The 21,072-nt window shown below is 69.4% G+C and carries 18 protein-coding genes, 2 tRNA genes and 1 pseudogene; 12 read left to right on the top strand and 9 right to left on the bottom strand.

Translation table 11 applies throughout. The features are described 5' to 3' along the window. Window positions 1-19: 19 nt before the first annotated feature. Complete coding sequence (locus A5728_RS06600; protein ID WP_064846321.1) at window positions 20-1,237, bottom strand: NupC/NupG family nucleoside CNT transporter; 1,218 nt, start codon at window positions 1,235-1,237, stop codon at window positions 20-22. Window positions 1,238-1,416: 179 nt separating this feature from the next. On the opposite strand from A5728_RS06600, the gene A5728_RS06595 reads away from it, so the two are divergent. From A5728_RS06595 to A5728_RS06585, 3 genes are all read left to right on the top strand, one after another. Continuing rightward, complete coding sequence (locus A5728_RS06595) at window positions 1,417-2,712, top strand: thymidine phosphorylase (RefSeq protein ID WP_064846320.1); 1,296 nt, start codon at window positions 1,417-1,419, stop codon at window positions 2,710-2,712. Window positions 2,713-2,812: 100 nt separating this feature from the next. Continuing rightward, window positions 2,813-3,469: a deoxyribose-phosphate aldolase gene (gene deoC / locus A5728_RS06590; RefSeq protein ID WP_064846292.1), complete on the top strand. Its 657-nt coding sequence runs from the start codon at window positions 2,813-2,815 to the stop codon at window positions 3,467-3,469. Further along, window positions 3,469-5,169 (top strand): phospho-sugar mutase, encoded by a 1,701-nt coding sequence (locus tag A5728_RS06585; protein WP_064846291.1) that lies wholly within the window; start codon window positions 3,469-3,471, stop codon window positions 5,167-5,169. The genes deoC and A5728_RS06585 overlap by 1 nt, the downstream gene beginning before the upstream one ends. Here A5728_RS06585 and A5728_RS06580 read toward each other — a convergent pair. Continuing rightward, window positions 5,135-5,515, bottom strand: a pseudogene (locus A5728_RS06580) (sortase domain-bontaining protein); the annotation flags it as partial. The gene A5728_RS06585 and the pseudogene A5728_RS06580 overlap by 35 nt on opposite strands. Before the next feature lie 443 nt (window positions 5,516-5,958). Next, window positions 5,959-6,046, bottom strand: a tRNA-Ser gene (locus A5728_RS06575). Window positions 6,047-6,228: 182 nt separating this feature from the next. Here A5728_RS06575 and A5728_RS06570 point away from each other — a divergent pair. The 4 genes from A5728_RS06570 to A5728_RS06555 all read left to right on the top strand — a co-directional run bounded on the left by A5728_RS06570 (window position 6,229) and on the right by A5728_RS06555 (window position 10,469). Continuing rightward, window positions 6,229-7,212, top strand: coding sequence for an NAD(P)H-quinone oxidoreductase (locus A5728_RS06570; RefSeq protein ID WP_064846289.1), 984 nt, complete (start codon window positions 6,229-6,231; stop codon window positions 7,210-7,212). Window positions 7,213-7,329: 117 nt separating this feature from the next. Continuing rightward, on the top strand, window positions 7,330-9,615 hold the full coding sequence (locus A5728_RS06565; RefSeq protein WP_064846288.1) for a carbon starvation CstA family protein: 2,286 nt from the start codon (window positions 7,330-7,332) through the stop codon (window positions 9,613-9,615). Continuing rightward, the gene (locus tag A5728_RS06560; RefSeq protein WP_064846287.1) at window positions 9,615-9,833 is read left to right on the top strand and encodes a YbdD/YjiX family protein; all 219 of its coding nucleotides are present in this window, start codon (window positions 9,615-9,617) and stop codon (window positions 9,831-9,833) included. Before A5728_RS06565 ends, A5728_RS06560 begins: the two co-directional genes overlap by 1 nt. Window positions 9,834-9,884: 51 nt before the next feature. Then, window positions 9,885-10,469: a hypothetical protein gene (locus A5728_RS06555; protein WP_064846286.1), complete on the top strand. Its 585-nt coding sequence runs from the start codon at window positions 9,885-9,887 to the stop codon at window positions 10,467-10,469. 519 nt (window positions 10,470-10,988) lie between these two features. Here A5728_RS06555 and A5728_RS06550 read toward each other — a convergent pair. The 4 genes from A5728_RS06550 to tmk form a co-directional block, all read right to left on the bottom strand. Continuing rightward, window positions 10,989-11,064 (bottom strand) — tRNA-Thr (locus A5728_RS06550). A 126-nt stretch (window positions 11,065-11,190) separates the two neighbouring features. Next, complete coding sequence (locus A5728_RS06545) at window positions 11,191-12,759, bottom strand: alpha/beta hydrolase (protein ID WP_064846285.1); 1,569 nt, start codon at window positions 12,757-12,759, stop codon at window positions 11,191-11,193. A gap of 14 nt (window positions 12,760-12,773) precedes the next feature. Beyond that, window positions 12,774-13,901: a DNA polymerase III subunit delta' gene (locus A5728_RS06540; RefSeq protein ID WP_064846284.1), complete on the bottom strand. Its 1,128-nt coding sequence runs from the start codon at window positions 13,899-13,901 to the stop codon at window positions 12,774-12,776. After that, a complete protein-coding gene (gene tmk, locus A5728_RS06535) occupies window positions 13,898-14,554 on the bottom strand; it encodes a dTMP kinase (RefSeq protein WP_064846283.1) in 657 nt (218 codons plus the stop codon). Before tmk ends, A5728_RS06540 begins: the two co-directional genes overlap by 4 nt. A gap of 93 nt (window positions 14,555-14,647) precedes the next feature. Here tmk and A5728_RS06530 point away from each other — a divergent pair, with 93 nt between their 5' ends. Next, the gene (locus tag A5728_RS06530; RefSeq protein WP_064846282.1) at window positions 14,648-15,778 is read left to right on the top strand and encodes a PLP-dependent aspartate aminotransferase family protein; all 1,131 of its coding nucleotides are present in this window, start codon (window positions 14,648-14,650) and stop codon (window positions 15,776-15,778) included. Window positions 15,779-15,787: 9 nt separating this feature from the next. After that, entirely contained in the window at window positions 15,788-16,135 is a 348-nt protein-coding gene (locus A5728_RS06525; protein WP_064846281.1) for a DUF2516 family protein, read from the top strand. Window positions 16,136-16,216: 81 nt separating this feature from the next. Here A5728_RS06525 and A5728_RS06520 read toward each other — a convergent pair whose 3' ends face one another. Beyond that, window positions 16,217-17,032: a hypothetical protein gene (locus tag A5728_RS06520; RefSeq protein WP_064846280.1), complete on the bottom strand. Its 816-nt coding sequence runs from the start codon at window positions 17,030-17,032 to the stop codon at window positions 16,217-16,219. Window positions 17,033-17,100: 68 nt separating this feature from the next. Between A5728_RS06520 and A5728_RS06515 the strand changes: the two genes are divergently transcribed. Next, a complete protein-coding gene (locus A5728_RS06515) occupies window positions 17,101-17,859 on the top strand; it encodes a phosphoglyceromutase (RefSeq protein WP_064846279.1) in 759 nt (252 codons plus the stop codon). 195 nt (window positions 17,860-18,054) lie between these two features. Here the strand turns inward: A5728_RS06515 and phoU are convergent, their stop codons facing one another. Next, complete coding sequence (gene phoU, locus A5728_RS06510) at window positions 18,055-18,753, bottom strand: phosphate signaling complex protein PhoU (protein ID WP_064846278.1); 699 nt, start codon at window positions 18,751-18,753, stop codon at window positions 18,055-18,057. A 233-nt stretch (window positions 18,754-18,986) separates the two neighbouring features. On the opposite strand from phoU, the gene A5728_RS06505 reads away from it, so the two are divergent. Both A5728_RS06505 and A5728_RS06500 read left to right on the top strand, forming a co-directional pair. After that, window positions 18,987-20,174 (top strand): cell wall metabolism sensor histidine kinase WalK, encoded by a 1,188-nt coding sequence (locus tag A5728_RS06505; RefSeq protein WP_064846277.1) that lies wholly within the window; start codon window positions 18,987-18,989, stop codon window positions 20,172-20,174. An 11-nt stretch (window positions 20,175-20,185) separates the two neighbouring features. Beyond that, window positions 20,186-20,851 carry a response regulator transcription factor gene (locus A5728_RS06500; protein WP_241181152.1) on the top strand — a complete coding sequence of 222 codons (666 nt, stop codon included), beginning with the start codon at window positions 20,186-20,188 and terminating at the stop codon, window positions 20,849-20,851. Window positions 20,852-21,072 lie beyond the last annotated feature (221 nt).

Here is a 21,072-nt window from a genome sequence, read left to right as displayed (position 1 = left end):
ACCGGAAGTGCCGTCACCGTCACAGCCCGATGATCACGCCGACGAGCGCGGCGTTGAGCATGTTCGTGAGGAACCCGCCGAACAGGGCGAACAAGCCCATCTGGGCCACGTCCGCGCGCCGGTCCGGGGCCAGCCCGCCGATGGAACCGATCTGGATCGCGATCGAGGACAGGTTGGCGAAGCCCGCGAGCGCGAACGTGGTGATCAGCACGGACTGGGGATCCAGGTTGGGGATCTCCGGGCCGAACGCGGTGTAGCCCACGAACTCGTTGAGGATGGTCTTCTGGCCGATGAAGTTGCCCACCTGTGCGGCGTCCTGCCACGGCACGCCCAGGGCCCACGCGAGCGGCGCGAAGATGATCCCGAACAGCCCCTCGAGGGACCAGCCCTCGAAACCGAAGAGTGAGCCGACCCAGCCGAGCACGGCGGAGACCAAGGCGATCAGCGCGATGAACGCGATCAGCAGGCAGCCCACGATCACGGCGATCCGGCCGCCGCTGATGGCGCCGTTGCCGATCGCGTCGATCAGGTTCTTGGACTCGGTGTCCCGGACCTTCAGCGTGTTCACGGAGGCCACGGAGGTCTCGGTCTCGGGCATGAGGGCCTTGGCCACGAGCAGGGAACCGGGGGCGTTCATCACAGACGCGGCGAGCAAATAGGGCAGCGGTGCGCCCAGCAGGGAGTACCCCACGAGGGTCGATCCGGCCACGGCGGCGAACCCACCGGTCATACACGCGAACAGTTCGGAGCGGGTGAGCTTGCTCAGGTACGGCTTGATCATGAGCGGTGCCTCGCTCTGGCCCAGGAAGATCACGGTGGACGCGAACACGGACTCGATCTTGGACGTGCCCATGACCTTGTTCAGCGTCGTGCCCAACACGTGCACGAAGACCTGGATGACCCGCAGGTAGTACAACGCACCGATCACGGCACCCAGGAAGATGATCACGGGCAGCACACTGAGCGCGAACACGAACCCGTTGTTGTCACTGAGCAGCCCGCCGAAGACGAACTGCGTGCCCTCGTTCGTGAACCCGATCAGTCCCTGGACCAGGCCGGAGAACCATTTCAGGGCCTCGTAGCCCGGACCCCACTTGAGGATCAGCAGCGCCACACCCACCTGCAACAGCAGTCCCACCGCCAGAGTGCGCCACTTGATCGCGGTGCGGTGGCGGGATAGGAGAATGATGATGCCCAGGATGAGGACGATCCCCACCAGGCCCTGGAAACGGTCCACGGTGACCCCAGCTTTCGACTTCCGGCGCCGCGACGGGATCCGCCGCGGCGCGAACATTTGTCAAAACTATAATTGACAAATTTTCCGATACGCCGCCTAGGATTGCAGGACAGGTCGTGTCCTGGGACGCCCGGCGCCGACACGACACCGTGCCGCAGCTACACGAGGGAGTGATCACGGTGGTTGAAGCGTTCGACGCCGTCGACGTCATCCGCATGAAACGGGACCGCGAGACGCTGTCTCCCGAGGCCATCGACTGGGTGATCGACGCCTACACGCGCGGCGTGGTCGCGGACGAGCAGATGTCCGCGCTGGCCATGGCGATCTTCCTCAACGGGATGGACCGAGCGGAGATCTCGCACTGGACCCAGGCCATGATCGATTCGGGCGAGCGCATGAATTTCGGGGAGCTGTCCCGCCCCACGGCGGACAAGCACTCTACGGGTGGCGTGGGGGACAAGATCACGCTGCCGCTCGCCCCGCTCGTCGCGAGCTTCGGGGTGGCCGTCCCGCAGCTGTCCGGGCGGGGGCTCGGGCACACCGGTGGGACCCTGGACAAGATGGAGGCCATCCCCGGGTGGCGTGCGGATCTGAGCAACGCCGAGATGATGGACATCCTGGACACCGTGGGCGCGGTGATCTGCGCCGCCGGAACCGGCCTGGCCCCCGCGGACAAGAAGCTCTACGCGCTGCGTGACACCACCTCCACGGTGGAGTGCATCCCGCTGATCGCCTCCTCGATCATGTCCAAGAAGATCGCCGAGGGCACCGGAGCCCTGGTCCTGGACGTCAAGACCGGCCCGGGCGCGTTCATGAAGGCGGAGGAGGACGCCCGCGAACTCGCGCGCACCATGGTCGAGCTCGGCAAGGACCACGGCGTGGACACCGTGGCCCTGCTCACCGACATGTCCCGCCCGCTGGGGCGCACCGTGGGCAACGCCCTGGAGGTGCGCGAATCGGTCGAGGTGCTGGCCGGGGGTGGCCCGAGCGACGTCGTGCGCCTGACCGTGGCGTTGGCCCGCGAGATGCTCGCGGCGGCCGGCGTGCACGACGCGGACGTCGAGGAGGCCCTGCGCGACGGCCGCGCGATGGACACGTGGAAGCGCATGGTCGCCGCCCAGGGCGGGGACCCGGACGCCCAGCTGCCGCAGGCGGAGCACACGCAGGACGTGCTGGCCGAGACCTCGGGCGTGCTCATCGAGATGGACGCGATGTCCGTGGGCGTGGCGTCCTGGCGACTGGGTGCTGGCCGCGCCCGGCAGGGCGACCCCGTCCAGGCCGGCGCCGGCGTGGAGATCCACGCGGTGCCCGGTGAGCGCGTGAGTAAGGGCCAGAAGCTGTTCACCCTGCACACCGACACCCCCGACCGCTTCGAGCGCGCGCTCGAGTCCCTCCACGGCGGCGCCACGATCGACCCAGATGCCGCCGAGGGCACCGGGGCGCGCGACGACGTCGTGCTGGATCGCATCGCCTGACCCACCGTCCGACCGCAACGACGACGCTCGGGGACCGGGCGTCGTCGCCCCACCGTGGTGCATTGTCACCGCGCCGCACCACCCCCGCGAGGAGAACCGCATGATCACCCGTGAAGAACTGGCCGCCATGGTCGACCACACCCTGCTCAAGCCCGAGTCCACCGCCGATCAGGTCGCCGAGCTCGCCCGGGAGGCGGGTGGACTCGGGACGTACTCCATCTGTGTCTCCCCGTCCCGGCTGGACGTGGACCTGCCCGAGGGGGTCAAGCTCGCGACCGTGTGCGGCTTCCCGTCCGGCGCGCACCCCGCCCAGGTCAAGGCCGCGGAGGCAGCCGTGTCCGTGGCGAACGGCGCGGACGAGGTGGACATGGTCATCAACCTGGGCCTCGCCGTCGCGGGGGACTGGGACGGCGTGCGCGACGACATCGAGGCCGTGCGCGCGGCGTGCCCCGCGCCCGCGGTGCTCAAGGTGATCATCGAGTCCGCGACCCTGACCGACGATCAGATCGTGGCCGCGTGCCGCGAGGCCGAGGCCGCCGGCGCGGACTTCGTCAAGACGTCCACGGGCTTCCACCCCGCGGGCGGGGCGTCGGTCGAGGCGGTGCGCCTCATGGCCGAGACCGTGGGCGGGCGCCTGGGCGTGAAGGCCTCCGGCGGGATCCGCACGACCGAGGCCGCGCTGGCCATGATCGACGCCGGCGCCACGCGCCTCGGGCTGTCCGGGACCCGCGCGGTGCTCGAGGGGCTCGATTCCTGATGAGCGACCAGCTGCTCGAGCGGGTGCGGCAGTGGGTCGAGCACGACCCCGATCCCGCGACCCGCGACGAACTCACCGAGCTGTCGAACGCCGCCGCCTCCGGTGACGAGCCCGCGCTCGCCGAGCTCGACTTGCGCTTCTCCGGACCGCTCGTGTTCGGCACCGCCGGGCTGCGCGCGGCCGTGGGCGCGGGGGAATCGCGGATGAACCGCGCGGTCGTGATCCGCGCGAGCGCCGGGCTCGCCTCCTTCCTCACGGAGCGCTCGGGGCCCGCGCCCCTGGTCGTGGTCGGGTGCGATGCGCGCCACGGTTCCGAGGACTTCGCCGCCGACGCCGCTGCGGTCTTCTCCGCCGCCGGATGCCGGGCCGTGCGGTTGCCGTCCCGGCTGCCCACCCCGCTCGTGGCCTACGCCGTACGCCAACTGGGCGCGGACGCCGGCGTCATGGTCACCGCGTCCCACAATCCGCCCGCGGACAACGGGTACAAGGTCTACCTGGGCGGTCGCGCGGTGGGCTCCGACGACGAGCGCGGCGTGCAGATCGTGCCCCCGGACGACGCCCTGATCGCTGAGCACATGGCCGCCGCCCCTCCCGCGGATCGCGTTCCCCGGGACTCCTCGCGTGTTTCAGCCGCCGACGCCGATCTGGTCGCCGGCTACATCGAACGCGCCGGGTGCCTGCGCGACCCCGAGGCCCGTTCCGAGATCTCCATCGCGCTGACCCCCATGCACGGCGTGGGCCTGGACACCGCGCTCGCCGTACTGCGTGGCGCCGGTTTCGAGCGGGTCTCCGTGGTGGCCGAACAGGCCGAGCCGGATCCCGACTTCCCGACTGTGACCTTTCCCAATCCGGAGGAACCCGGGGCCATGGACCTGCTCGTGGCACTCGCAGCGGACCAGGACGCGGACGTCGCGATCGCCCTGGACCCGGACGCGGACCGCTGCGCCGTCGCCATCCCCACGGGCGCGGGCACGGGCGATCCCGCACGTGACTGGCGGCGACTGAGCGGCGACGAGCTCGGCGCGTTGCTGGGGGAGAACGCCGCAGCGGATCCCGATCGCGCGGGGGACACCCTCGCGTGCTCGATCGTCTCCGGGCGGTTGCTCGGGCGGATCGCCGAGCACCACGGGCTCTCGTTCCGTCAGACCCTCACGGGGTTCAAGTGGATCGCCCGCACCCCCGGGCTGCGTTTCGGGTACGAGGAAGCCATCGGCTATTGCACCGATCCCAGCGCCGTGCGTGACAAGGACGGGATCTCCACGGCCGTGCGGGTGGCCTCCTACGTGGCCGCTCTCAAGGACCGGGGCGCCACGGTGCAGCAGGAACTGGACCGGCTCGCCACGCTCCACGGGCTCTACGCGACCGCGCCGTTGACGTTCCGGGTGGCGGATCTCTCGCTCATCACCCGCGGGCTGGACCGGTTGCGGGGGAACCCGCCGCGGGAGATCGCGGGCTCGTCCGTGGTCGAGTACACGGATCTGTCCAAGGGCGGGCCCGAAATGCTGCCCACCGAGGGGATCCTCATCCGCACCGAGGCCGATGACCGCGTGATCGTGCGGCCCTCCGGGACCGAGCCCAAGCTCAAGTGTTACCTCGAGGTCGTCCTCCCGGTTCCCGAGGGCGGTGCCGTTCCCCGCGAGGAGGCCGCGGCGCGGCTCGAGCGGATCAGTGAACAGCTGCGGGAGGTCGTGGGGCTCTGAGCTCCGCGCCCGGACTGCACTTCGGGAACCGCTGGGTGCTTCCCCTGGTGACGAGGGTCGCGTAGGCCACGAGATTCTCGTCGAAGGTGCCGGTGGCGGGGTCGTAGCGGTCGCACGTGATGAGCCGCAGTTGCGGGTCCGCCGTGTTCCCGTAGACGCGCATCGTGGGGAAGGCGTCCTTGGCGTAGCGTTCCGCGTGCGTGACCCGGAACTGGGCTTGCGTGCCATCTGCACGTTGCACGCGGATCTCGTCCCCCGGCGTCAGGACGGGCAGGTCCGCGAAGACGCCTGGCCCACCGCCCGTGGCGTTCACGTGGCCCAGCACCACGGCCGGTCCCGTCTGCCCCGGTGTCGGCGGGGCCTCCGGGCATCGCCATGTGCGAGGACACGAACTGGCCGCACGCGATGGGCACGTCCGTGGCCAGGGGCAGCGCGGGGTTCATCGGGTTCACGGCACCCGCGGCCGCGGGTGTGAGCGCCAGAGCCCCCAGGGTGAGAGTGGGAAGGGCGAGGAGAGCGGACCTCTTCTTGACGATGGCCTTTTGGCGGATGGGTGGGGGCCGCATTGTGAGGCAAATCACAGGCTGCTGTCTATTTCGGAGGCGGCCAGAATCCATGCAAACGACAAACTTTTTCTGACGTGGGGCGACCTTGGTGGACCGCCGTGTGCTCCGCCGCGCGCCCCATGAACCCGAGGGCTGGTGGGGCGACTGATCCGTGCCAGTAGGGCCGGACATACGAAGGCCCCGGATTCCTGACGGAACAGGAATCCGGGGCTTTCGAACTGGGCGGAAGGTAAGGGATTTGAACCCTTGGTACGGGGTTACCGCACACTGGTTTTCAAGACCAGCTCCTTAGGCCGCTCGGACAACCTTCCAGTGTCGCGCGCTCCCGCGGCGGCGCGGGCGAACGAATCGCCATTATTCCATGCGCCGCGCCCGGGGGGCCAATGCCCTCGGCGCGGTGCAGGGAGGGAGGGGTGCGGTGGTGCGCCCCTGGCGCGGGTGATGCCGCTGCGGGAGAATGGGGTACAACGCCGTCGTCAGAGAAGGAAGTGCCATGCGAGCAGTACGCGATGTCCGATCGGGGGGGCCGGAGGTCCTCGAGGCCGCGGAGACCGCCGAGCCACAGCTGATCCCAGAGGGGGTCCTGATCGCCGTGACCGCCGCGGGGCTCAATCGCGCGGACGTCATGCAGCGCAACGGCAACTACCCCGTCCCGCCGGACGCCACGGACATCTTCGGCCTGGAGGTGTCGGGCACGGTCGTGGAACTCGGGGCGGACGTCCCGGAGGCGGCGGGGCTCGCGGTGGGCGACAGCGTCGTCGCCCTGGTGGACTCGGGCGGCTACGCCGAACGCGTGGTCGCGCCGTGGCGGCAGGTCCTCCCGCTGCCCGACGGTGTGGACCCGGTCGCCGCGGCGGGGCTGCCCGAGGTGGCAGCGACCGTGTACTCCAACGTGTTCATGGCCGCCGCGGCCCGGGAGGGGGAAACCCTGCTCGTCCACGGCGGAGCGGGCGGGATCGGGACGCACGCGATCCAGGTGGCCCGCGCCCTGGGGCTCACGGTGCTGGCGACCGTGGGCAGTGACGAGAAGATGCGCGTCGTGAGCGAGCTCGGCGCCACGCCCATCAACTACAAGGACGAGGACTTCGTGGAGCGGGTCCACGAACTCACGGACGGCCACGGCGCGGACGTGATCCTGGACGTCGTCGGCGCCAAGTACCTCGAGCCCAACCTCCGGGCCGCGGCGACGAACGGGCGCATCGTGATCATCGGGACGCAGGGCGGGATCAAGGGCGAACTCAACGTGGGACGGTTGCTCAACAAGCGGGCCGCGGTGATCGGTACGACCCTGCGGGCACGCCCGGCGGACGAGAAGGCGCGGATCATGGCGGCGGTGGGCGAATACGTGTGGCCGCTCGTGGCGTCCGGACAGGTGCGCCCCCTGGTCGCGCGCACGTTCCCGCTCGACCAGGTGCGTGAAGCGCACGAGTACTTCGACAGCGGATCGCACGTGGGCAAGGTGCTGCTGACCGTGTGATCGGGGTGCCCGAGACAGGGTGCCAATGCCGGGACAATGTGGTCCCGCTCGCATACACTCGTGCCAACAGTCTCACGCTTCTGCCAGCGTGTTGGCACGAGATCCGGAGCCTTCCCCATGAGCACCACACATCAGCAATCGGCGGGCGCACCCCGGCCCGCGGGCGAGGGTCGCACCGACCTTCCCCCCAATCACGTGGACCCCGAGGTCCTGGAACACGAGCAGACTCGCTGGACCCCGCTGCGGATCGTGATCTGGGTGGGCATCGCCCTGCTGGGCGCGATCGCATGGGCCATGATCGCGTTCGCGCGTGGTGAGTCCATCAACGCCATCTGGTTTGTCTTCGCGGCGGTGTGCAGCTACTTCATCGCGTACCGCTTCTACTCCAAGTTCATCGAACGGAAGCTGACCCGCCCGGACGACCGTCGCGCTACGCCGGCGGAGTACAACGCCAACGGTAAGGACTTCATGCCCACCGACCGGCGGGTGCTCTACGGCCACCACTTCGCGGCCATCGCCGGCGCGGGCCCGCTCGTGGGACCGGTGTTGGCCGCCCAGATGGGCTACCTCCCCGGGACCATCTGGATCATCGTGGGCGTGATCCTGGCCGGTGCGGTCCAGGACTACCTGGTGCTCTTCTTCTCCATGCGCCGCGGTGGCCGTTCCCTGGGTCAGATGGCCCGTGAGGAGCTCGGCGTGGTGGGCGGGTACGCCGCCATCATCGCGACCTTGGCGATCATGATCATCATCGTGGCCATCCTCGCGCTCGTGGTGGTCAATGCCCTGGGCGAGTCGCCGTGGGGTGTGTTCTCCGTGGGGATGACGATCCCCATCGCGCTGTTCATGGGTGTCTACCTGCGGTACTTGCGCCCGGGCAAGGTCATGGAGGTCTCGATCATCGGGTTCGTCCTGCTCATGGCCGCGATCGTTGCCGGTGGCTGGGTCGCGGGCACGGACCTCGGCGCCCAATTGTTCACCCTGGACCGCGTGACCCTCGCGTGGTGCGTGATCGTCTACGGTTTCATCGCGGCCGTGCTACCCGTGTGGTTGCTGCTGTCCCCGCGCGACTACCTCTCCACGTTCATGAAGGTGGGCACCATCGTGCTGCTCGCGGCCGCCATCGTGGTGGTGCGCCCGGAGATCACAGTCCCCGCGGTCAGCGAGTTCGCGGGCCGTTCGGACGGGCCCGTGTTCTCCGGTTCTCTGTTCCCGTTCCTGTTTGTGACCATCGCATGCGGTGCGCTCTCCGGGTTCCACGCTCTGATCGCATCCGGGACCACGCCCAAGATGATCGAGAAGGAACGCCAGACCCGGTTCATCGGGTACGGCGGCATGCTCATGGAGTCCTTCGTGGCCATCATGGCGCTCGTGGCGGCGGTGTCGATCGACCGCGGCATCTACTTCGCGATGAACTCCTCCCCGGCGGCCACCATGGGCACCGTGGAGGGCGCCGCGGCGTTCGTGAACTCGCTGGGTCTCTCCGGCGTGCACGTGACCCCGGAACTGCTGCAGGGCACCGCGGACGCCGTGGGCGAAGAGACCATCATCTCCCGCACGGGTGGCGCACCCACCCTCGCGCTCGGGCTGTCGCACATCATGCACCAGTGGCTCGGCGGGGCCTCCATGATGAGCTTCTGGTACCACTTCGCGATCATGTTCGAGGCCCTGTTCATCCTCACCGCGGTGGACGCCGGCACGCGCGTGGCCCGCTTCATGCTCACCGACACCCTGGGCAACTTCATCCCCAAGTTCCGCGACGCCGATTGGCGCGCGGGTGCGTGGCTCACCACGGCCATCATGGTCGCCGGCTGGGGATCCATCCTGATCCTGGGCGTCACGGACCCGCTGGGCGGTATCAACACGTTCTTCCCGCTGTTCGGCATCGCCAACCAGCTGCTCGCGGCCATCGCGCTCGCGGTGTGTCTGGCCATAGCGGCCAACCTGCACCGCTTCAAGTACCTGTGGATCATCCTGCTGCCGCTCGCATTCGACGTCCTGGTTACCGTCACGGGGTCCTGGCAGAAGATCTTCTCCCCGGACCCCAAGGTGGGCTACTGGGCCAACCACTTCGCGTTCAAGGACGCACTGGCCCAGGGACAGACGAGCTTCGGGACCGCCAAGAACGTGGAGGCCATGGAAGCGGTCGTGCGCAACACGTTCGTGCAGGGCACCCTGTCCATCCTCTTCGTGGTGCTCACGATCATCGTGGTGATCATGGCCGTCGTGGAGGCCGTCAAGGCGTTGCGCGGGCACGAGCGCCGCACGCACGAGGACCCCTACGTGGAGTCCCGCTTCTACGCGCCGTCGGGCCTGGGAGCCACACCGTCCGAGAAGGCCTTGGCCAAGCAATGGGACGCGCTGCCGATCGAGCAGCGCACCCCCACCGGCGGAGGACACCACTGATGTCGGGCGCGGCGCAGATCCCGGTGCTCGCCCGCGTCGGCTCGTGGTGGCGCGGCGCGTTGCGCTTCGGCAACGGGGTGCTCGGTGCGGACAAGTACGAGCACTACGTGCAGTACCACCGGGCCTCGGGGTGCGGGACGCCGCTCATGACGGAACGCGAATTCTGGCGGGACTACCAGGACTGGCAGGAGGCGCACCCCGAGGGCCGGTGCTGCTGAAGCGGTACCATTGACTGCTGCCCGCGGGTGGCGGATCGGAAAGGGGTATCGGTGGGTTTCTTCAGCGACTACAGGGCCACGCGCCGCGACGAACGTGAACTGGGCGAGGGCGTCTGGCGCCGGGCCCACGACCGCTTCAAGCGCGGCCTGGACCGCTACCACCAGATCCTGGAATCCGTGCGCGACCCCGAACTGCGCGCCGCCGCCGTGCCGGTGGCCAACGACCTCGCGGACCTGTTGCCCAGGGTGCGCGCCGTGTGCATGGAGGCGCACGTGCGCGCCCCATCGCGCTCGCAGGACATCCCGCACTCCACGGACGGTTACCTCTCGGACGTGCACCGGCAGCTCTCCCGGGCCGGCAATTCCATGGCCCAGGCCGCGGAGGCGCTCACCATGGCGCGGTTCGCCGCGGGTTCCCATGCCCATTCGTTCGCGTCGGGTATGGCGGGGGAGGGGACGTCGGGTCTCGTGGGTGAGCCAGGTTCCGGGGGCGACGCCGCTGGGTCCCCCGAGCAGCTCTCGGCACCATCGCAGGGTGTGAGCGCCATCCAACGCCGCTCAACGGTCGTGACGGAGTACGTAACTGCGGCGGAGCGGCTGCTCGGTGAGCATGCGGAGCACTCGCCGGAGGATTGAGGGTCCCACCGGGTAACGGGTGTGTGATCGGATCCGTTACGTCTCTCGGGATGGTTGACGTTCCCCTGGGTGGTTGACGTTCACATCGGATGAGCGGTGTCTCAGAGGTATTGCACCCTCAGCGCACCCGATGCCCGCAGGCAACAAATGTGGGTGTGGACGGTGGCGTCTCAGGCTCGGGAGGGGCTCCGGGGGTTCCCCTTGCCCGTCGGTCGTGGATCTCGGCCGATTGAAGGAACCCCCGGGGCGCCATGGTGTCCCCTGTCCTGGATCATTGGGCAGCCAGAGCCACAACGTCCTGACACATATGTTATGGAACAGCGTTGTGTTTAGGAAGTGTTGCGCGAAATCGTTGCCAATATGTCACCGGCGTAAGGACCCACAGGCCTGAAACCACAGATGCCGGCCGACGGAGGGCGGGTGGCAGGGGCCAGCCGCACTAAACAGGGAGCAGGCGCGGAAATGACGATCCCCGCCCTCCGCGCAGCAGGTCCTGCCGGGGAGAACGGGGATGGTCCATGGAGCCGCCTGCCGGAATCGAACCGGCGACCTATTCATTACGAGTGAATCGCTCTACCGACTGAGCTAAGGCGGCGTGACCGGGACCATTGCGGCCCAGATGCACCCGGAAACAGTATCAGATCGGGCCGGAACACCACCAATCACGGATCACCCGGGTACAGGGGCCGGTGGCCGCGTGGATGGCACCCGGCGGCGGGCCTCAGTCACCGCACGTGGCACCCTCGTCCGGCAGGGTGCCGTCCAGGAGGTAGTCGTCCACGGCGCGGGTCACGCAGGGGTTGCCGGAGGTGTAGGCGGTGTGCCCGTATCCCTCGTGGGTGAGCAGACGGGCGTCGCCCATCTGCTGCTGCAGGGAATGGGCCCACGGATACGGGGTGGCGGGATCGTGGGTCGTGCCGATCACCAGGGTGGGAGTCTCCAGATCCGCCCGATACGTGTCCAAGGGCTTGACGGGCTTGTCCGGCCAGCCCTGGCACGCGGCCGCACCATAACCCAGGTAGGGACCGAACGTGGGGGCCTGCTGGGTCATCTCACGGGCCGCCCGGGCCATCTGTTCGTCCGTGACGTCGTTGGACACCGTGTCCAGGCAGGAGACCGCCGTGAACGCCATGGACACGTTGGACGTGTACTTCCCGGAGGGTTCACGCCCGTGGTTGGAGTCGGAGAACGCCATGAGCGCGTCCAGGTTGCCGTCCAGGGCCTGCTGCAGGGCGGAGTTCAGCTGCGGGTACGAGGCGGTCGAGTAGAGGGGGACCAGGATCCCCTCGATCGCATTGGTCGGCGTCACGGAGCGTCCGTCCGAGACCGTGGGGCGGTCCTGGGCCACCGAGCGCAACATGCGCTGGATGGTGGCCATCCCCGCGTCCACGTCCGCGCCGGCCACGGCGCAGTCGTTGTTCGTCTCCTGGCAGTCGGCCACGAAGTGGCGCAGGTTGTCCTCGAAGCCCTTGGCCTGCGCGAGCGTGGTGGCGCGATCGTCCAGGGTGGGGTCCACGGCGCCGTCCAACACCATGCGCCCGGCACGCTGGGGGAACAGGTGCGCGTACGTGGCGCCGATCTCGGTGCCGTAGGAGAACCCCAGGTAGTGGGTCGCGGGCTGGTCCAGGACGGCGCGCAGGACGTCCAGGTCCCGGGCCACGCTCTGGGTGTCCATGTGGGAGACCACGGCCGAGGAGTGCTCGTGGCACTTCTCACCGATCTCCCGGGAGCTCTGCCGCACCTCGTCCAGGGACTGCCGGCGCGGGTCGAAGGCCGGTTCGGAACGCCACTGGTCCATCTCCGGATCCGTGAGACAGCGGATCCCGTCCGAACGGTCCACACCGCGGGGGTCGAACCCCACGAGGTCGTACTTCCTGCGCACCTCCTTGGCCGTGAAGTAGTCTGCGGAGCCCATCATGTCCACGCCGGATCCGCCCGGCCCGCCGGGGTTGAGGAACAGGGCACCCGCGGGGGAGGAGCCGGTGGCCTTCAACCGGGCGATCTCCACGGTGGTGTCACCTGCGGAGGGGTTCGCGTAGTCCACGGGGACCGTGATGCTCGCGCACTCCAGACCGCTCGGGAACTGTTGCCGTTCGGAGGTCTTGGTGCACTCCCGCCACTGCGGCGTCTGGGTGTAGTAGGACGTCAGCGCGGAGTCCACGCCGGAGGTGACGTCCGGGTCCGCGCTGCCCCGGGCGCCGGACTCCCGGGAGGGATCGGCGCACGCGGTCAAGGCCAGCGCGGCGGTGCACAGCAGGACGGCCAGGCGGCGGGGGAGGGAACGGTTCACGGGGTCCTCTCGGCTCAGACGATGGCCACCATCATGGCCTCGAAAGCGAGTTGTGCGCTGACGTTGGTGCGGATGCGGCGCCGGGTCTCGCTGATCACGTCGATCTTGTGCAAGGTGTGCTCGGCGGTGGTGTTGGTCGCGTACCCGTGGATCTGCTCACCCAGGTGCTGGTTGATCAGGGCCGTCCCGGTGTCGAGCTGAACGCTCAGCACGTCCCGGTAGAACGTGGTGAGGTCGATCAGGAAGCGGTCCAGGGTGTCGGTCTGGATGCGCCGGGAGCGTCGCTTCTGATCGGCTTCGAGCCGGTTGAGGGCACCCCGGATGGCGGGTGGCACACGGCCGGTTTCGGGGGCACCCATGGCCGCGAGCAACTGCGCGCGTTCCTCGTTGTTGCGGGCCTCGGCGTCCGCGGTGGACTCGTCCACGGCGAGGCGGTGCAAGCGGTCCGCGGCCTTGACCGCCCGGGTCACCCCGTGCATGGACAGTGGCAGGGAGACGACCTCCTGGCGGCGGGTGCGGGCGTCGTCGTACAGGGCGAGTCGCGTGGCCACGCCCACGTGGCACTGGGACAACCGCGCGCACTCGATGGCGCGCTGCTCCGGGACCCCGTGCCGGGCCACGAGCAACCGGGCGACGTCCTCGGGGGACGGGACCTTGAGGGTCACGGGGCGGCAGCGGGAACGGATGGTCACGAGCACGTCCATGGGGGAGGGGGCGCACAACAACCAGATGGTGTGCGGAGGGGGTTCCTCGATGCTCTTGAGCATCACGTTGGAGGTGCGCTCGGTCATCCGGTCGGCGTCCTCGACGATCATGATCCGCCACGAGCCCACGGAGGGCCGGTCCTGCGCCTTGACCACGAGCTCGCGGGCTTCCTCGATGCTGATCTGCGGGTTCTCCGTGACGAAATGGGTCACGTCCGCGTGGGTCCCGGCGAACGCCGTGCGACACGCGTGGCACGTGCCGCAGCCCGTGCCGTGCTCGCACAACAGCGCTGCGGCCAGGGCGCGCGCGGCCGTGGAGCGACCGGAGCCCGGGGGCCCGGTGAACAGCCACGCGTGGGTCGGGTCGTTGTCGCGGGCCGCGCGTTGTAACTGCTCCACCACGCGGGGCTGACCGACGACCTCGTCCCACACGCTCACGCGGAGACCTCTGTGCGCTCGGCGAGGATCCCGGTGACCCGGTCCACGATCGCGTCCGTGAGCTCGGCCGCGGGCGCGGACGCGTCCAGGACCAGGTAGCGGGAGGGTGCATGCGCGGCGAGCTCGCGGAAGGCCGCGTTGACGGCGTCGTGGAACGCCCGCGCCTCGGACTCCATGCGGTCCGTGGCCAGGGCGCGCTCGCGGCGTCGGGCCTCGGCGGTGGTCTGGTCCACGTCCAACAGCACGGTGAGCTCCGGGACGAGACCCTGCACGGCCCACCGGTTCAGTTCGAGCACGCGTTCGGTGCCCAGCCCGCGTCCCGCCCCCTGGTACGCCACGGAGGAGTCCACGAACCGGTCGCAGATCACGACCTCCCCGCGCTCGAGGGCGGGGCGGATCCTGCGCGCCACGTGGTCCGCGCGCGCGGACGCGAACAACAGTGCCTCGGTCACCGCGGACACCGGCGCGTGGGAGGGATCGAGCACGAGCGCGCGCACAGATTCCGCGAGGGGTGTGCCCCCGGGCTCGCGCGTGGGCGTCACGGTACGACCGTCGCGGCGCAGGGCGGCCACGAGCGCCGCAGCCTGGGTGGACTTCCCGGCGCCGTCACCGCCTTCGAACACGATGAGGGCCCCGCGCGCTGATTGCTTCACGCCCCCACTGTAGCGATCGCACCCGACAGCTACAGCGGTGCCGTGGGCGTCCACAGGACGGGCCGCACGGCGCCGCGGGATTAGGCTGGAGCAATGCGTAAAGACACCGTGGTGGTCGCCGGCGGCCGCCCCGACCACGAACACGACGCGCCCGTGAACCCGCCCGTGGTGCTGACCTCCACCTACCGGGGCACCGGGGAGCTCGACCCCGCGGACCGCACCTACGCTCGGCTGACCAACCCCACGTGGGAGGCGTTCGAGGACGTCCTGGCCCAGCTCGAGGAGGCCCCGTGCCCCGCGCTGTCCTACGCGTCCGGGCTCGCCGCGATCACCGCGGTGCTCACCCTCGTGCCCGTGGGCGGCACGCTCGTGCTGCCGCGCCACAGCTACCAGGGCAGCGTGGCGCTCGCGCACACATGGCAGGAGCGCGGCATCTTCACGGTGCGCACCGTGGACATCACGGACACCGAGGCCACCTCCGCGGCACTCGACGGCGCGGACATGCTCTGGGTCGAGAGCCCCACCAACCCCATGCTCGAGATCGCGGACGTGCCCGCACTCGTGCGCGCCGCACGGGAAAAGGGGGTGCTCACGTGCGTGGACAACACGTTCGCCACGCCCCTGCTGCAGCGTCCCCTGGGCGTGGGGGCGGATCTGGTGGTGCATTCCGCGACCAAGTACATCGCCGGTCACTCGGACGTGTTGATGGGTGCGGTGCTGTGCGCCACGCCCGAGCTGCGGCAACGCCTGCATTCCCAGCGATCTCTCGAGGGCGGGATCCCCGGCCCCTTCGAAGCGTGGCTCGCGCTGCGCGGCGTGCGTACCCTCGCGGTGCGCGTGGAACGTTCCATGGCCACCGCCGCGGAACTGGCCCGCCGGCTCGAGGCCCACCCCGCCGTGGCCCACGTGCGCTACCCGGGCCTCGCGTCCGATCCCGGCCACGAGCGCGCCACCGCGCAATTGCAGGGCGGTTTCGGTTCGGTGATCTCGGTGGTCCCCCACGGCGACGTCGCTGCGGCCGAACGTCTCCTGACGGACCTTCGCGTGTGGACCCCCGCCACGTCCCTGGGCGGGGTGGAGTCCTTGATCGAGCGGCGTCGTCGCCACCACGACGAACCGGAGACCGTCCCCGAGAACCTGCTGCGCCTGTCCGTGGGGATCGAGAACGTGGAGGACCTCTGGGAGGACCTCCGGGCCGGACTCGACGCGCTCGCGGATCGATAGACTGACCCCGTGACTTCCATTCCTTGGGCCATCGTTCTGGCGAACTACCTGGACTACGCCATCACCCTGGTGGTGGCCGTCCTCGCGCTGCTCGCGGTGTTCGACTGCTTGCGGCGTTCGGCGGTGCAGTTCGAACGCGCGTGGAAGCGGACCAAGACGTTCTGGCTCGCCCTGACAGGTGGCGCCGCGGTGGTGTCCGTGTTCAGTGCAGTGTTCTCCACCCTCACGCTGCTGGCCGTGGGTGTCCCGGGGACCGGCTCGTTGATCCTCATGCTGATCGCCGCGACGATCACCGGGGTGTACCTCGCGGACGTGCGCCCCGCTGTCTCGGGCGAGTCCAAGAACCCCGGGTACTAGTAGTAGGCATTTACCGTTCGAGGTCTCTCCCGGAGCGCATGTCGAGCCACCGTGGGGTCGACCTCCCACGGGCTCGGTGGGTCAGCCCTCGACGCGCCATCCCGGTTCGTCCGGCGCGACCGCGGACCACGGCACCGTGAGTTCCCCGAGCCGCCACCGGTGGGGCCCGTGCAGTACGGGCCACCCGGCGGCGCGCAGGTCCCGGCACATCGCCGTCCAGCGCTGTCGATGACCGAATGGTGACAGGGCCGCGTTGGCCAGCCACGCGGCGTCGGCGGCCGCGAGGAATGCGTGGACCCGCTCGCCCGGGACGTTACGGTGGATCAACGCCTTGGGCAGTCGTGCGGCCACGTCCGAGGGCACGGTGAACGCACCTGGACGCATACTCACGGTGAAGGTGCGGGGGCCCTCCACGGTGCAACATAACCACGTGGCCAGGCGCCCGATCTCGTCGCACGTGCCGTCCATCAGGACCCCGTTCGGCGCGAGCCGCCCGCACGCGAGGTGCCACGCGGCGGGGACCTCTTCCACCGGGTACTGCCGCAGCACGTTGAACGCGCGTACGAAGACCGGGGAGCGTGACCCCGAGGGGATCTCGAAGCCCCCACACCGGAAGGACAGCCCCGGGCGGGTGTGGGGTTGGGCCGCGGCCACCCGGTCCGGGTCGATCTCGATGCCCATGACCTCCACGTCCGGGCGCACCGTGCGCGCCCGCTGCCACAGCTCGACCGCGGTGATCGGGGCCGCCCCGAACCCCAGGTCCACGAGCAGGGGGTCGTATGCCCGGCGCACGAGCGGGGCCAGGACCCCGGTGAGGTACCGGTCCGCGCGCCGGAGGCGGTTCGGGTTCGTGGTCCCGCGGGTGATCGATCCCACGGGGCGGGGCTGGGTTGGCACATCCACACTGTAGTGCGCACGTCACGACACGCGTTCCCTCGGTGGCCCCGGGGTGGGACAATGGCCCCATGGCTAACGATTCCGCTACCCACAAGCTCATCCTGCTGCGCCACGGTCAGTCCGACTGGAACGAGAAGAACCTGTTCACGGGCTGGGTGGACGTCCCGCTCACGGACAGGGGCCGCGCCGAGGCCACCCGCGGCGGTGAACTGATCGCCGAGAACCAGCTGCTGCCGGACGTGGTGCACACGTCCCTGTTGCGCCGCGCCATGAACACCGCCAACCTCGCGCTCGACGCCGCGGACCGCCTCTGGATCCCCGTCAAGCGGTCGTGGCGGCTCAACGAGCGCCACTACGGTGCCCTGCAGGGCAAGAACAAGGCGGAGATCCGCGAGCAGTACGGCGAGGAACAGTTCATGGTCTGGCGCCGTTCCTACGACACCCCGCCGCCCGCCCTGGACGATTCCTCCGAGTGGTCGCAGGCCGGGGATCCCCGCTACGCGGACGTCGCCGACCTGCCCCGCACCGAGTGCCTCAAGGACGTCCTGGAGCGGTTCCTGCCGTACTGGGAGGAGCAGATCGTCCCCGATCTCAAGAGTGGCAGGACGGTCCTCGTGGCCGCGCACGGCAACTCGCTGCGCGCACTCGTCAAGCACCTGGACGGCATCTCGGACGACGACATCGCCGGGCTGAACATCCCCACGGGCATCCCGCTGTACTACGAGCTGGATCAGAACCTCAAGCCCGTGACCCCCGGTGGGCGCTACCTGGACCCGGACGCCGCCGCCGAGTCCATCAAGGCCGTGGCCAACCAGGGCAAGAAGTAACCCTTCTGGCACCGTGAAGAATCCCCGGCACACTTCGGTGCCGGGGATTCTCATTGTCGCCGTGTCTCGCGGGGCCGCGTGTACGCCGCCGTTCGGAGCGATCGGACGACGCCGCTCGGGCCGGTCCCCGGATGATCCCACCCGGGGCGCGCCGTCACGGGTTCCGGCGGCTCACGCCACCGGGACCCGCACCGCTCACTCGCCGGCGTCGGCGCCGATGTGTCCGTGGCCGGTGGGGTGGCTGTCGGTCGCGGGGGCCCAGTCGCCGGTCACGAGGTAGGAGACCTTGCGGGCCACGGAGACGCCGTGGTCACCGATGCGTTCGAGGTAGCGGGAAGCGAGCGTGACGTCCACCGCGGTGGGCACGGAGGAATCCCAGTCGGGATCCGCGAGCATCTCGAACACCTGCTGGTGCTTGAGGTTCAGCTCGGACTTCAGGGCGAAGATCTGGTCCGCCTCGGAGATGTCCCGGTCCTCGAGCACGGAGATCACGCGCTCGACCAGACGCGCGTCGATGTCGAACATCTCCTCGAAGTGCCCGCGCATGGCCTCGGGCAGGACGGGCTCGGGGAAGCGCAACCGGGCCAGCTGGGCCAGGTGGCGGGCCAGGTCGCCCATGCGCTCGAGCGAGGCACTCATACGCAACGCGCCCACGATCATGCGCAGGTCGGAGGCCACGGGGGACTGCAGGGCCAGGATGTCGATGGAACGCTCATCGAGATCGTTCTGCAGGAAGTCGATGCGAGCGTCGTTGGAGATGACCTCTTCGGCCACCTGGATGTCGGCGTCGAGGAATGCGGTGCGGGCGCTGCCCAATGCCTGCTGCACGAGCGTGGCGATCTGAATCAGCTCCTCACCGACCTGGTGGAGCTCAGCCTGGAAAACCTTACGCACAGGGGGCGTCCTTTCGTTCATGGCAAGTCCTGGTCCGTAGCCTACGCGGGTTGAGTGGGCCGGGTGCCATCGGGATGTCATCGGGGGAGCGGCACGACGAATTCGCACGCGCCCGACCAGGTTCACAGGCTGCCGTGAACGAATCGTCATCCCCAGGTGAACGTTCGTTGAACCGGCCCCCACGGGGCGCGGATCACCGGGGTGCGTCCGGGCGGGCCGTCTAAGCTGACACCGTGAGCGATACGTCGATTGCCCTGCTGGCCGGTTTCATCGGCTTCTTGCTCGGCATCAGCGGGGTGATCGCCGTGCGGGTGAGCCAGCGGCGTCGCCATTCGCTGGCGGACGTCCAGGAGCCCACGCTGCCCGAGGGCACCGCGGAGATCCTCGCGGCACTGGGCCTCGCGTACGTCGTGGTCGACGGCGTGGACGGCGTCGTGCGCGCGTCCCCCGCGTCCTACGCGTACGGGATTGTGCGCGGGCACACGGTGGTGCACCAGGACCTGCTGGAGATGATCCGCAATACGCGCCGCAACGGCGTCGTGGAGGAGAAGCGCCTGGAGCTGACCCGCGGGCAGTTCCAACACGGGTCGATCGTGCTGGACGTGCGGGTCGTGACCATCGCGGACGAGTACATCCTGTTGCTCGCGGACGACCAGACCGAGATCGTGCGCGCCCAGTCCATCCGCACCGACTTCGTGGCCAACGTCTCCCACGAGTTGAAGACGCCCGTGGGCGCCATCAGCCTGTTGTCCGAGGCCATCGAGGACGCCGCGGAGGACCAGGACGCGGTCCGCCACTTCGCCGCGAGCCTGCAACGCGAGTCCATGAGGCTGAGTGCGCTCGTGCAGGACATCATCGAACTGTCCCGGTTGCAGGCCACGGACGTGGTGGCCAAAGGCACTGCCGTGGATCTCAACCGCGCGGTGCGTGAGGCCGTGGACCGGAACAAACTGGCCGCGGAGGCCAAGAACATCAGCATCAAGGTGGGCGGGCGGATCGAGACCCCCGTGTTCGGGGACCCGGACATGCTCGTGACCGCGGTGCGCAACCTGATCGACAACGCCGTGCGGTACTCCCCGGAGAACACCCGCGTGGGCATCGGCCTGCGGGAGCGGGAGGGGATGGCGCACATCACCGTCACGGATCAGGGCCCCGGCATCACGGAGACCGAGCAGGACAGGATCTTCGAACGTTTCTACCGGGTGGACAGCGCTCGGTCCCGCCAGACCGGGGGTACCGGTCTGGGATTGAGCATCGTCAAACACGTCATGGCGCAGCACGGCGGGGAGGTCTCCGTGTGGTCCCAGCCGGGCCGGGGGTCCACGTTCACCCTCGTGCTGCCGCCCATGGAGGAACCCGAGGACCAGGCGGAGCCCCCGCGCGGAGGGCTGCGTAAACAGCGAGTGGAGGAGCGCGCGTGACCCAGATTCTCATGATCGAGGACGAGGAATCCCTGAGCGACCCGTTGGCGTACCTGCTGGGCCGTGAGGGGTTCGAGGTCACCGTGGTCGCGGACGGGCTCGAGGCCGTGGCGCAGTTCGACCGCACCGGCGCGGACCTCGTCCTGTTGGACCTCATGCTGCCCGGCCAGTCGGGGACCGAGGTCTGCAAACAGATCCGGCAGCGCTCCACGGTCCCGATTATCATGCTCACCGCCAAGGACGCGGAGATCGACAAGGTGCTCGGGTTGGAGCTCGGCGCGGACGACTACGTGACCAAGCCGTATTCGTCGCGCGAACTCGTGGCGCGGATCCGGGCGGTGCTGCGGCGGCGTTCCGAACCGGAGGAACTGATCACGGCCACGGTCGCCGCGGGTCCCGTGCGGATGGATGTCGAGCGTCACGTGGTCCACGTGGGCGGGGAGCCGGTGGCCATGCCGCTCAAGGAGTTCGAACTGCTGGAGATGCTGCTGCGCAACGCGGGCCGCGTGCTCACCCGGGGCCAGCTCATCGACCGGGTGTGGGGTTCCGACTACGTGGGGGACACCAAGACCCTGGACGTGCACATCAAGCGGCTGCGTTCCAAGGTGGAACCGGAGCCGTCCGCGCCGCAGCACATCGTGACCGTGCGCGGTCTCGGGTACAAGTTCGAGCCCTGATCCCGACGCCTCCACGGAGCGGCACCCGTATGACGGAAGAACCGCACCCTTAGCAGGGTGCGGTTCTTCCGTCTGTACACCGGTCGGAGAAAGCGAGCGCCCCGCCCCGCGTGTTGGGGGCCCGGGCGCTCGCTCGATCGCGCCGGTCGGCGCGGGTGGTGTGAGGGGTCAGTGCCCGCCGTGCGCCTCGCCCGCCGGGGCCGGGGTGTTGGAGGGGTTTG

The sequence above is a fragment of the Kocuria sp. ICS0012 genome (genome assembly GCF_001665945.1).
In the GTDB taxonomy this organism is placed as follows: domain Bacteria; phylum Actinomycetota; class Actinomycetes; order Actinomycetales; family Micrococcaceae; genus Kocuria; species Kocuria marina.
This window is presented reverse-complemented; position numbering and strand designations above follow the sequence as displayed.

Excerpts from the sequence above, each read along its gene's own strand:
- A5728_RS06500 (WP_241181152.1), top strand. The coding sequence starts at position 20,186 with ATGATCGAGGACGAGGAATCCCTGAGCGACCCGTTGGCGTACCTGCTG.
- deoC (WP_064846292.1), top strand. The coding sequence starts at position 2,813 with ATGATCACCCGTGAAGAACTGGCCGCCATGGTCGACCACACCCTGCTC.
- A5728_RS06585 (WP_064846291.1), top strand. The coding sequence starts at position 3,469 with ATGAGCGACCAGCTGCTCGAGCGGGTGCGGCAGTGGGTCGAGCACGAC.
- A5728_RS06515 (WP_064846279.1), top strand. The coding sequence starts at position 17,101 with ATGGCTAACGATTCCGCTACCCACAAGCTCATCCTGCTGCGCCACGGT.
- A5728_RS06565 (WP_064846288.1), top strand. The coding sequence starts at position 7,330 with ATGAGCACCACACATCAGCAATCGGCGGGCGCACCCCGGCCCGCGGGC.
- A5728_RS06570 (WP_064846289.1), top strand. The coding sequence starts at position 6,229 with ATGCGAGCAGTACGCGATGTCCGATCGGGGGGGCCGGAGGTCCTCGAG.
- A5728_RS06560 (WP_064846287.1), top strand. The coding sequence starts at position 9,615 with ATGTCGGGCGCGGCGCAGATCCCGGTGCTCGCCCGCGTCGGCTCGTGG.
- A5728_RS06530 (WP_064846282.1), top strand. The coding sequence starts at position 14,648 with ATGCGTAAAGACACCGTGGTGGTCGCCGGCGGCCGCCCCGACCACGAA.